Genomic DNA, 11,654 nt, shown 5'->3' with positions numbered 1-11,654 from the left:
CGTCGATCAGAGTCTTGGAGGCCGCCTGAGGTCAAGGGTCATCGGGAAATCTTCAGAGGCTTCTTCATTGTGGAGCACGTAACCCGCCGGTGTATGGCCGCGCGGCTCGAAGCGGGCAAGCCGCCGCGCCTCCGCCTCGTTGCCATTGACCGGGAAGGTGTCGTAATTGCGCCCGCCGGGATGCGCGACATGGTAGACGCAGCCGCCCACCGCCCGGCCCGACCAGCGGTCGTAGATGTCGAAGACCAGCGGCGTGTTGACCGGCAGCGCCGGATGCAAGCCGGATGCTGGCTGCCAGGCCTTGAAGCGCACGCCCGCCACCGCGACCTCCCTATTGTCCGTCACCTTCATCGGCACGACGCGGCCGTTGCAGACGACGGCGTGACGCTCCGGATTGAGGCCTTCCGTTTTCACCTGAAGCCTTTCCACCGAGGAATCGACGAATCGCACGGTGCCGCCGATCGCGCCTTGCTCGCCCATCACATGCCAGGGCTCCAGCGCCTGCCTGAGCTCCAGCTTGACGCCGGCATGCTGGACCTCGCCGCAGAACGGGAAGCGGAATTCGAGCTGCGCGGCGAACCATTCCGGACGGAATTCGAAGCCGTTGAGCTTGAGGTCCTCCAGCACGTCGAGGAAATCCGCCCAGACATGGTGCGGCAGCATGAAGCGGTCGTGCAGCGAGGTGCCCCAGCGCACGAAGCGGCCATCGAGCGGGTTCTTCCACGCACGGGCGATAATGGCCCGTACCAGAAGCTGCTGCGCCAGGCTCATGCGCGCATTGGGCGGCATCTCGAAACCGCGGAACTCGACCAGGCCCAGCCGGCCGGTCGGACCGTCTGGCGAGAACAATTTGTCGATGCAGATCTCGGAGCGGTGCGTGTTGCCGGTGACGTCGGTCAGGAGATTGCGGAACAGCCTGTCGACCAGCCACGGCAAGGGGGCCGCGCCCTTGTCGGGATGCGGCACCTGCGCCATCGCGATTTCGAGTTCGTAGAGCGAGTCGTGGCGCGCCTCGTCGAAGCGCGGCGCCTGGCTGGTCGGGCCGATGAACAGGCCCGAGAACAGGTAGGACAGCGACGGGTGGCGCTGCCATTGCAGCACCAGGCTTTTCAAAAGGTCGGGCCGGCGCAGGAACGGACTGTCGTTCGGCGTGGCGCCGCCCACCACGACATGGTTGCCGCCGCCGGTGCCGGTATGGCGGCCGTCGATCATGAACTTGTCGGTGCCGAGCCGCGTCAGCCGCGCTTCCTCGTAGATCGCCGTCGTCGTGGCGACGCATTCCTGCCAGTTGCCGGCGGGATGGATGTTGACCTCGATGACACCGGGATCGGGAGCCACGCGGATGACGTTGAGGCGCGGATCGTGCGGCGGGCCGTAGCCCTCGATGTGCACCGGCAGTCCGATCGAGCGCGCGGCGTTTTCGGCCGCCGCGACCAGTTCGAGATAATCTTCCAGCGCCTCGACCGGCGGCATGAACACGCAGAGCCGGCCATCGCGCGGCTCGACGCTGAGCGCGGTGCGCACCGCGCCGCCGATCTCGGTGATCTCCTGCTCGACACGGTCCTGCTGGCCGGTCGTGGCGGTGAACGACACCGCCTGCTGGCGTCGCGCCATTTCGTCGGCGCCTTCCAGTTCGGCCGGCGATGCTTCTGGCAAAATGGCCGCGCGCTCCGGCAGCGGGCCACGCGGAACCGACGGGTCGACCGGCACGATATAGGGGAATTGCGCCGGCGGCACATAGGGCAGCGTGCCGAGCGGCAGACGGTAGCCGACCGGTGAATCGCCGGGAACCAGGAACAGCCGGCCACGCCGCGTCTTCCATTTCTCCGAGCGCCAGCGCGGCCCCGCCGCCTGGCTGTTCCAGCGCTGAACGGGCAGCACATAGCCCGACGGCTTGGTCAGGCCGCGCTCGAACACGCGCGCCATGCGGCTACGCTCTTCGGGATCTTCCAGCTTGGAGTTGGATGGATCGACATTCTCCGGCAACTTGCCTTCCTTGAGCAGCCATTCGGCCGGATCCTCATAGGCCTCGCTGACCATCGCCTTGTCGATGCCAAGTTCGCCGGCAATTGCCGTCAGCAGGCTTTCGGCCTGCTGCGGCCCGATATCCGCCTCGCTCTTTTCGCGCGCGATCAGCGATGGATCGCTCCACACCGGCTCGCCATCGGCGCGCCAGTAGAGCGAGAAGGTCCAGCGCGGCAGGCTCTCGCCCGGATACCACTTGCCCTGGCCATAGTGCAGGAAGCCGCCCGGCGCGAAACGCTCGCGCAGCCGACGGATCAGCGCGTCGGCCTTCTCGCGCTTGGTCGGGCCGACGGCCGCCGTGTTCCATTCCGCCGACTCGAAATCGTCGATCGACACGAAGGTCGGCTCGCCGCCCATCGTGAGGCGAACGTCGCCCGCTGCGAGCGCCGCGTCGACCTTGTTGCCCAGCGCGTCGAGCGCTTGCCAGCTCTCGTCGGAGAACGGCTTGGTGATGCGCGGATGCTCGGCGATGCGGTCGACCCGCATGTCGAAGCCGAAATCGACATTGGCGAAGCTCGCCATGCCGGAGATCGGCGCGGCATTGCGGAAATGCGGCGTGGCGGCCAGCGGCACATGGCTCTCGCCGGTGAGCAGGCCGGAGGTCGGGTCGAAGCCGATCCAGCCGGCGCCCGGAATATAGACCTCGCACCAGGCATGCAGGTCGGTGAAGTCGACAGCGGTGCCCGGCGGCCCGTCAAGCGCGACGAGATCGGGTTTGAGCTGGATCAGGTAGCCGGAGACGAAGCGCGCGGCGATGCCGAGATTCCTCAGTATCTGCACCAGCAGCCAGCTGGAATCCCGGCACGAGCCCTTGGCCGCGGCCAGCGTCTCCTCCGGCGAAAAGACGCCGGTCTCCATGCGCACGATGTAGGCGATCTCGCGCTGCAGCCGCGCATTGAGGTCGACGAGGAAATTGACGGTGTTCCTCGGGCTGCGGTCGATCGTTCCGAGGAAAGCCGACAGCAACGGGCCCGCCGGCTCCGGCGTCCGATAGATGGCAAGGTCTTCCCTGATCTCTTCCGGATACTCGAACGGAAAGGTCTCGGCCGATTCCTCGACGAAGAAGTCGAACGGGTTGTAGACCGTCATGTCGGCAACGAGGTCGACCTCGATCTTGAGCTCGTTCACCGGCTCCGGGAAGACGAAGCGAGCAAGGAAGTTGCCGTAGGGGTCCTGCTGCAGGTTGACGAAATGGCTCTTCGGCTCGACCTTGAGCGAATGGCTGAGCACCTTGGTGCGCGAATGCGGCGCCGGCTGCAGCCTGATCACCTGGGGGCCAAGAACGACCGGCCGGTCGTATTTGTAGTGCGTCAGGTGGTGGACGGCTGCCAGAATTGCCATGGTGCCCCGGAGTTCGGCGTTTCAATCGCCGAACCCTGACACAAATGCAGGCCATTCTCCAAGCAGAGATGTTGCGCTGCACCTAATTTGAGCAACGTTGCCGGCTTAGAAAAACGCTTGAATGCCTGTTTGGGCACGTCCGAGGATCAGCGCATGCACGTCATGCGTGCCCTCATAGGTGTTGACCGTCTCCAGGTTCTGCGCATGGCGCATGACGTGGTAGCCGATCTGGATGCCGTTGCCGCCATGCATGTCGCGGGCTTGGCGGGCGATGTCGAGCGCCTTGCCGCAATTGTTGCGCTTGACGATCGAGATCATCTCAGGCGCCATCTTGCCTTCGTCCATAAGCCGCCCGACCCGGAGCGAGCCCTGCAAGCCTAGCGTGATCTCGGTCTGCATGTCGGCAAGCTTCTTCTGGAAGAGCTGCGTGCCGGCGAGTGGCTTGCCGAACTGCTTGCGGTCGAGGCCATATTGCCGCGCCCTGTGCCAGCAATCCTCGGCCGCGCCCATCGCGCCCCAGGAGATGCCGTAGCGCGCCCGGTTGAGGCAGCCGAACGGCCCCTTGAGGCCGGAGACGTTGGGCAGCAGTGCCTCTTCGCCGACCTCGACGCCGTCCATTACCACCTCGCCGGTGATCGACGCGCGGAGGCTGAGTTTTCCCCCGATCTTCGGCGCCGAGAGCCCCTTCATGCCTTTCTCCAGCACAAAGCCGCGGATCTGGTTGTCATGTGCTGATGATTTCGCCCAGACGACGAAGACGTCGGCGATCGGTGCGTTGGAGATCCACATCTTAGAGCCGGAAAGCCTGTAGCCGCCTGCCGTCTTCTCGGCCCGCGTCTTCATGCCGCCCGGATCGGAGCCGGCATCCGGCTCGGTGAGACCGAAGCAGCCGATCCATTCGCCGGACGCCAGTTTGGGCAGGTACTTCTTGCGCTGTTCTTCCGAGCCATAGGCATGGATCGGATACATCACCAGCGACGACTGCACGCTCATCATCGAGCGGTAGCCGGAATCGATGCGCTCGACTTCCCGCGCTACCAACCCGTAGGTGACGTAGTTGGCGCCGAGCCCGCCATATTCCTCCGGAATGGTGATGCCGAGCAGGCCCGCTTCGCCCATCTCGCGGAAGATCGCGGGATCGGTCTTCTCGTCCAGATAGGCCTCCTCGATACGAGGCGCGAGCTTGTCGCCGGCGAATGCGGCAGCACCGTCGCGCACCATGCGCTCATCCTCGGAAAGCTGGTCCTCGATCAGGAAGGGATCTTCCCAGACGAATGCGTTCTTGTCGGCGGCCATGGCCTGTCTCTCCCGCGCAAAATCTTGAGGTGCGGGGCTTATCGGCCCCCCTCTCGAAAAAATCAAACGAAATTGCATCACCGATCAATGAGCGTTAGTAATGGATCATGAATGTCCAGCGCCGTCTCTTGCCGACCACCAGCGCCCTTGCCGCCTTCGAGGCGGTGGCGCGGCTTGGCTCCTTCACCGCCGCCGCCCGCGAGCTAGACCTTACCCAGGGCGCCATCAGCCGGCAGATCAGTCTGTTGGAAGAGCAGTTCGGACGCCGGCTATTCGTGCGCGACAGCCGCAATGTCCGGCTGTCGACGGCAGGCGAAATCTATGCCGACGCGGTGCGCTCCGCGCTCGGGCAACTGCGCGACGCGGCTCTCGGATTGATGAGCAATCGGCATGGTGGCATCCTGAACCTGGCGATTTTGCCGACCTTCGGCACGCGCTGGCTGATGCCGCTGATCCCCGATTTCGTCGCCAGCAACCCCGACATAACCATCAACTTCGTCACCCGCGTCGGCCGCTTCGACTTCGCCCGCGAGCGGCTCGACGCCGCCATCCATTACGGCCTGCCCGACTGGCCGGATGCCGATTCCACGCTGCTGGTGCGCGAGACGGTGGCGCCAGTGGCATCGCCCGAATTCCTGAAAGGGCAAAGGATCGCCACGGCGGCCGATATCGGCCGCCTGCCGCTGCTGCACATGGCAACGCGCCCCGGCGCCTGGACCGAATGGTTCGAGCATCAGGGGCTCAGCGCGCCGACCGGGCCGGGAATGCAGTTCGAGCAGTTCGGCACCGCCGCCCAGGCCTGCATGGCCGGGCTCGGCGTCGCGCTGCTGCCGGAAATCCTGATTGCCGCAGAATTGCAGCGCGGCCAGTTGGTGCCAGCGCCGGGTCAGCCGATGCAGAGCCGCAGCGCCTATTACCTCGTTGTCCCGCATGACAAACACAGCCATCCGCCGGTCGCCAGTTTTCGCGACTGGCTGCTAGGCCAGCTTGGCAAGGAGCCGGCTGTTTTGGCGTGGTAGCTACTTCCGCTTCAAGGCCTCGGCGAGCGCGGCACCGAACGCGCCCTGCGCGGCCGGCCGCTCCGGCTGGCGCTGCGGCGCCGGCGAACGCGGCGCTGGTTTGCCGCCACCATTGTCGCGCGGCCCGCTTCGCGGGGCTCCGCCATCGCCGTCCTTGCGCATCGTGAGACCGATGCGGTTGCGCTTGATGTCGACATCGACGACCCGCACCTTCACCACATCGCCGGCCTTGACCACCTCATGCGCGTCCTTGACGAAACGGTCGGCCAGTTGCGAGACGTGCACCAACCCGTCCTGATGCACGCCGATGTCGACGAAGGCGCCGAAGGCGGCGACATTGGTGACGGTGCCTTCGAGCAGCATGCCGGGCTTCAGGTCCTTGATATCGTCGACGCCGTCGGCAAAGGTCGCCGTCTTGAAGCCGGGGCGCGGGTCACGGCCGGGCTTCTCCAGTTCGGCCAAGATGTCGCGGACCGTCGGCAGGCCGAAGCGCTCGTCGACGAAGACGCGAGGATCGAGTGCCTTGAGCGCGGCGCTGTCGCCCATCAGCGAGCGCACATCGCGGCCGCAGGCGGCGACGATCTTCTTCGCCACGCCATAGGCCTCCGGGTGAACCGCCGAGGCATCGAGCGGCTCGGCGCCGTTCGGAATGCGCAGGAAACCAGCGCATTGCTCGAAGGCGCGCGGCCCGAGCCGCGACACCTTCAGCAGGTCGCGGCGGCTGGCGAACGGCCCGCCGGCGTCGCGATGCGCGACGATCGCCTCGGCAAGCGACGTACCCAGGCCGGAAACCCGCGCCAGCAGCGGGGCGGAGGCCGTGTTGAGATCGACGCCGACGGCATTGACTGCATCCTCGACCACTGCTTCCAGCGAGCGGCCGAGCCGGTACTGGTCGACATCGTGCTGGTATTGGCCGACGCCGATCGACTTCGGCTCGATCTTGACCAGTTCGGCCAGCGGATCCTGAAGGCGCCTGGCGATCGAGACAGCACCACGCAGCGACACGTCGAGGCCGGGGAATTCCGCCGCCGCCGTCGCCGAGGCCGAATAGACCGAGGCGCCCGCCTCGCTGACGATCACCTTGAGCGGCTTCGGCCCACCATCGGCAGGCAGCTCCGACAGCATGTCGGCGACAAGTCTTTCCGTCTCACGGCTGCCGGTGCCGTTGCCGATCGAGATCAGCTCGACCTTATGCAGCCGGATCAGCTTCGCCAGCTCGGCCTGCGTGCCGCGCACGTCGTTCCTGGGCGGGAACGGATAGACCGTCGTCGTCGCCACTAGCTTGCCGGTGCCGTCCACCACCGCCACCTTGACGCCGGTGCGGATGCCGGGATCGAGCCCCATCGTAGGTCGCGATCCGGCCGGCGCTGCAAGCAGCAGGTCCTTCAGATTGCGCGCAAAGACGTGGATCGCCTCTTCCTCGGCCCGCTCGCGCAGATCGCGCATCAGGTCGAGTGTCAGATGCAAGGACAGCTTGATGCGCCAGGTCCAGCCGGCCACTTCCATCAGCCATCGGTCGCCGGGCAGGCTGCCGCCAATGGCATAGGCATTGGCGATCATGCGCTCGACCGGCTTCACCGGCGAGGCGTCGTCGGCATCGACCTCGATGTCGAGCGACAGCACCTCCTCGTTGCGGCCGCGCAGCATGGCCAGCGCACGATGGCTGGGCACATTCGCCCAGCGCTCGACATGGTCGAAATAGTCGGAGAACTTTGCCCCGGCCTCCTGCTTGCCGTCGACGACCTTGGCGCGCAGGAAGGCGCGTTCCTTCATGTAGGAGCGCAGCTTGCCGACAAGGTCGGCATTCTCGGCGAACTGCTCCGACAGGATGTCGCGCGCGCCTTCGAGCGCAGCCTTCACGTCGGCCACCTCTTCGCTGACATAGGCGAGCGCGAGGTCGGCTGGCACCGCGGAGCGGTCGGCAAGGATCGCCTCGGCCAGCGGCCCGAGCCCCCGTTCCCTGGCGATCTCCGCCTTGGTGCGCCGCTTAGGCTTGTAGGGCAGGTAGATGTCTTCCAGCTCGGCCTTGGTTGCCGCGGCATTGATCTTGGCCTCCAGCTCCTCGGTCAGCTTGCCCTGCTCACGGATGGAACCGAGGATCGTGTCGCGGCGGGCGTCGAGCTCGCGCAGATAGGCCAGCCGCTCGGCAAGGTCGCGCAATTGCGTGTCGTCGAGCCCGCCGGTGACTTCCTTGCGGTAGCGCGCCACGAACGGCACCGTGGCGCCCTCATCCAGCAGCCCGATCGCCGCCGCCGCCTGCTCCGGCCGCCCGCCGATCTCGGCCGCGATGATTGCTGCGATGCGTTTGATGTCCGATGCCATGCCAGTCCCTGTCGAAAAGAGCGGCGACCATAGGCCGTGATATCAGCTCCGCCAACCGTGACGTTTGCGAGGAGCCGGACCGGTCCACAGGAAAGCTGGCGTGATCGACGCCCCGGCCCGGCTCAGACCATCCGGCTCAGCGCCTCGAAGAAGGCCATCAACTCGACATCGAGCCGGTCATCGACCGGCTCGGGCTGCGATGACATCTTGGCGATGACCAGCTCATCCCTCGGATTGACGTAGAGCCACTGGCCGTGGATGCCGATACCGCAGAAAGCACCGCTATCGGCGCCGGTCTGGTACCATTTGTTGCGGTAGCGCCCCTTCGGGAACAGGAACGCCATCGTGCCGCGCTGCCAGGCCTCGAAGCTGCCGCCGGTGGCAACCGTGTCGCGCACCCAGGCTTCCGGCACGATGCGGCGGCCATTGGCCATGCCACCCTGCCGCATCATCTCGCCGACGCGCGCAAGGTCGCGCGGCGTCACCGAAATGCCGCCGGCCGTGCGCGCCGTGCCTTCCATCTCTACGGTGATCGAGCCCTCGCCCGCCGCGCCGAGCGGCAGCCACAATTTCTCGCGCAGGAGGTCGCCTATGCGCTGGCCGGACGCCCGCTCCAGCAGCACGCCAAGCAAATCGGAATTGGGCGAGCGGTAGCGATAGGTCTGGCCATGCGGTTCGCCAAGACGCTGCAACGTCAGGAGAAACGCCGTGAGGCTCTCGGAGCCGCCGCCCGGATTCCACAGCGTGGAGCGGCGATAGCGGGCAAACGCGCTTTCGGGATCGAGATAGGCCTCCTCGAAATCGAGGCTGACGGTCATGTCGAGCACATGCCGGCAGCTCGCATCGCCATAGGCAGAGCCCTTGGCTTCGGGAATGTAGCTGACGACCGGGGCCTCCGGGTCGAACACCCCCTCGCCTTCCAGAATGCCGGCGAGAATGGCGGTGAAGGACTTGCTGATCGAGAAGATGACGTGGCGGGCGCCGAATGCCATATGCGGCGCCAGCCAGTCGCCGACCCACTTGCCGCCCTTCATGATGGTCAGCGCATCGGTATCCGAGCGCTGGAGAAAGGCCGCGACCGTTTCCGGCCCATTCGCCAGGACGACCTTTTCGTCGAGCAGCCCGCCAAGCGCCTGCTGCGGCGCCTCGCCGCCGCCGGGGGCCGCGATGGGCGCACTCGGCACCAGCTCGCCGACATTCTGGAACGACCAGCGGCTGAACGGGCTTTCGCGCCAGTTGGCGAGCAGCACCGCATTGCGGGCAAAGCCGTATCTTGTCTCGAACGCGGTCTTGCCGGTCATGACGGTCTCCCGGATCTTCAGCTTGCTTGAGGGTCAGGCCAGCGCGGCGGCTATGGCATGCACGGCCTTCAGCGTCGCCACCGAATAGGCTGTGTTGGTGAAATTCGGAAAGGTCGAAAGCTTCACCGCGACCATTCCGTTGTCCCAGTCGATGTGGATCAGCTGCCCGAACACGCCCCGGCACATCAGCGCGCGCGAGTGCGGATCCTCGATCCAGAACTGGTTGCGGTAGCTGCCTGAGGGCAGGCTGGGATTGAAGTCGGGACCGTGCCTGCCGTTGCGCGTTGCCTCGATCCAGTCGGCCGGCACCACGCCGCCGCCATTGTCGAGGATCAGCTTGCCGAAGCGGGCATAGTCGCGCAGCGTCGCGTTGAAGCCGCCATCGGCCAGCGCATAGCCGGCGCTGTCGACAGTGAAGCAGGCGCTTTCATCCGCGCCGAGCTTTTGCCAGAGTTCCTCGGAAACCAGCTGCGCCAGCCGCTTGCCGGTCACCCGCTCCATGATGAAGGCCAGCACATCGGTCTCGATCGAGCGGTATTCGAACGCCTCGCCATGCGGCCGCACCTTGTCCTTGAGTCGCAGGATCAGCTCGAACAGATGCGACGGCCATTGGAAGGATGGATCGCTGCCGGGCGGCACTGGCTTCCAGCCGGTGGCGACATCGACCTGGCCGATCTCTGAGTAGGGATTTGTGTATTCCTCGGAAAAGCGCACGCCCGTCGTCATGTCGAGCACATGCTGCACGCTGGCGTCTGCCCAGCCGGTCGCGCCGAGCTCCGGAAGATAGCTGGTCACCGGCTTTGCCGGATCGATCAGTCCTCGCCCGACGAGGATGCCGAACACCGAGCCGGTGACAGACTTCGCCATCGACTGCGACAGGTGCAGCGTGCGCTCGTCCATGCCGTTGAAATAGCGCTCATAGGCGATCCTGCCGTCCTTGAGCACCAGGAAGCCGTCCGTATAGGTCTCGTCGAGCAGCCCCGCGAGCGTCGTCGGCGCACCCGTGCTGCCCTCCACCGGCAACGCGTCGAGATCGACCTCGGCCCGCTCGAAGCGATGGCGATGGCCGTGGCCGCGCCAGACCTCGACGGTCGGCAGGAACTCGCGGATGTGCTGGAATGCCCAACGGTTCCAGGGCGGCCGGTCCCAGTCGAGCTTCGGCGGCACCAGCCTGGGCGGCGAGCCTTGCATGATCGGCGGCCGCGGATCCGAGTTGCGGTAGGAATCCATGATCAATGTCCCGACGACATGAAAACGGACCCGGCGGCGCCTGCCGCCGGGTCCGTAACGATGCGGCTACTTCTGCAGTTCGGTCCAGATCTTGGTGTAGAGTTCCTGGACGTCCGGCGGACACATCAGCTGCAACTCGGCTTTCGCCTTGGATGCCTCGGGAATGACCACTTCGGGCGCATCCTTCATGTCGGCCGGCATGTATTTGTCCGAACCGGTGATGGCGTTGGCGTAGCGGTGGAAAGCCGACAGGCCGGCGGCATTTTCCGGATCCATGATGAAGTTCTGGAACAGCTTGGCGTTCTCGACATTCTTGGCTTCCTTGAGAACGACGACATTGTCGCTCCACAGGCCATAGCCTTCCTTCGGGTAGAAATAGTGGATGGCGGGATTCGCCAGCCGCTGGCGCAGCGCCGAGCCGTTCCAGTCGCTGGTCGCCTTGAAATCGCCCGCGCCCATCTTCTCGATGGTGTTGTACTCCATGGCGATCCAGTTGGGCTTGGCGCTGACAAGCGTGTCGCGCACCTTCTTCAGCACTTCCTTGTCGGTCGTGCATTGCTGACCCCCGACATACTTGATCGCCGCGAAGATGACGTCGTTCATTTCGGGAACGACGTTGACCTTGCCCTTCAGCTCGTCCGGAGTGTTGAAAATGATGCCCCAGCTATCGGACGGCCCCTTGTACACGTCGGTGTTGACGACGACGCCGACGGTGCCAAGCGCCCATGGCACGGAGTATTTGCGGCCCGGATCGAACTCGGGGTTGGCCCATTCCGGCGCCACATTCTTGAAGTTCTCCATCTTGCCCGGATCGGTCTCCAGGACGAGGCCTTCCTTGATCCAGATCGGAACGTAAGTCTGCGACGGCACCGCGATGTCGAAGCCAGTGCCGCCCTGGCGCACCTTGGCCAGCGCCGTGTCGTTCGAATCGTAATCGGTGATCGTCACCTTGACGTTGTATTTCTGCTCGAACTTCTTGATGACGTCGGGGCTGGTGTAGTTGCCCCAATTGTAGATGTTCAACTCACCATCGGCGAAAGCTGCACCTGTCGAGGCGAGCAGCGCCAACCCCATGGCGGTCGCTGTGATCTTCCAGTTCATGGATGTGCTCCCATTGATC

At 65.3% G+C, this 11,654-nt stretch carries 7 protein-coding genes; 1 reads left to right on the top strand and 6 read right to left on the bottom strand.

The features are described 5' to 3' along the window. Window positions 1-6 precede the first annotated feature (6 nt). Both JG743_RS09880 and JG743_RS09875 read right to left on the bottom strand, forming a co-directional pair. Complete coding sequence (locus tag JG743_RS09880; protein WP_202300017.1) at window positions 7-3,366, bottom strand: transglutaminase family protein; 3,360 nt, start codon at window positions 3,364-3,366, stop codon at window positions 7-9. A gap of 105 nt (window positions 3,367-3,471) precedes the next feature. After that, window positions 3,472-4,662, bottom strand: a complete 1,191-nt coding sequence (locus JG743_RS09875; RefSeq protein ID WP_202300016.1) for an acyl-CoA dehydrogenase — start codon at window positions 4,660-4,662, stop codon at window positions 3,472-3,474. A 107-nt stretch (window positions 4,663-4,769) separates the two neighbouring features. Between JG743_RS09875 and JG743_RS09870 the strand changes: the two genes are divergently transcribed. Beyond that, complete coding sequence (locus tag JG743_RS09870; protein WP_202300015.1) at window positions 4,770-5,681, top strand: LysR family transcriptional regulator; 912 nt, start codon at window positions 4,770-4,772, stop codon at window positions 5,679-5,681. Here the strand turns inward: JG743_RS09870 and JG743_RS09865 are convergent, their stop codons facing one another. The 4 genes from JG743_RS09865 to JG743_RS09850 all read right to left on the bottom strand — a co-directional run bounded on the left by JG743_RS09865 (window position 5,682) and on the right by JG743_RS09850 (window position 11,635). Next, window positions 5,682-8,003: a Tex family protein gene (locus JG743_RS09865; RefSeq protein ID WP_202300014.1), complete on the bottom strand. Its 2,322-nt coding sequence runs from the start codon at window positions 8,001-8,003 to the stop codon at window positions 5,682-5,684. It lies immediately after the preceding gene. 122 nt (window positions 8,004-8,125) lie between these two features. Beyond that, window positions 8,126-9,304: a serine hydrolase domain-containing protein gene (locus tag JG743_RS09860; RefSeq protein ID WP_202300013.1), complete on the bottom strand. Its 1,179-nt coding sequence runs from the start codon at window positions 9,302-9,304 to the stop codon at window positions 8,126-8,128. A 33-nt stretch (window positions 9,305-9,337) separates the two neighbouring features. Beyond that, a complete protein-coding gene (locus tag JG743_RS09855; protein WP_202300012.1) occupies window positions 9,338-10,534 on the bottom strand; it encodes a serine hydrolase domain-containing protein in 1,197 nt (398 codons plus the stop codon). A gap of 66 nt (window positions 10,535-10,600) precedes the next feature. Beyond that, entirely contained in the window at window positions 10,601-11,635 is a 1,035-nt protein-coding gene (locus JG743_RS09850) for an ABC transporter substrate-binding protein (RefSeq protein WP_202300011.1), read from the bottom strand. Window positions 11,636-11,654 lie beyond the last annotated feature (19 nt).

Source organism: Mesorhizobium sp. 131-2-1, assembly GCF_016756535.1.
GTDB lineage: Bacteria > Pseudomonadota > Alphaproteobacteria > Rhizobiales > Rhizobiaceae > Mesorhizobium.
The sequence above is the reverse complement of the archived record's forward strand: the minus strand, read 5'-3'. Positions and strand labels throughout refer to the sequence as shown.

What these genes read in the sequence shown, in the direction of transcription:
- JG743_RS09880 (WP_202300017.1), bottom strand. Translation starts at nt 3,366, where the DNA reads ATGGCAATTCTGGCAGCCGTCCACCACCTGACGCACTACAAATACGAC.
- JG743_RS09875 (WP_202300016.1), bottom strand. Translation starts at nt 4,662, where the DNA reads ATGGCCGCCGACAAGAACGCATTCGTCTGGGAAGATCCCTTCCTGATC.
- JG743_RS09870 (WP_202300015.1), top strand. Translation starts at nt 4,770, where the DNA reads ATGAATGTCCAGCGCCGTCTCTTGCCGACCACCAGCGCCCTTGCCGCC.
- JG743_RS09865 (WP_202300014.1), bottom strand. Translation starts at nt 8,003, where the DNA reads ATGGCATCGGACATCAAACGCATCGCAGCAATCATCGCGGCCGAGATC.
- JG743_RS09860 (WP_202300013.1), bottom strand. Translation starts at nt 9,304, where the DNA reads ATGACCGGCAAGACCGCGTTCGAGACAAGATACGGCTTTGCCCGCAAT.
- JG743_RS09855 (WP_202300012.1), bottom strand. Translation starts at nt 10,534, where the DNA reads ATGGATTCCTACCGCAACTCGGATCCGCGGCCGCCGATCATGCAAGGC.
- JG743_RS09850 (WP_202300011.1), bottom strand. Translation starts at nt 11,635, where the DNA reads ATGAACTGGAAGATCACAGCGACCGCCATGGGGTTGGCGCTGCTCGCC.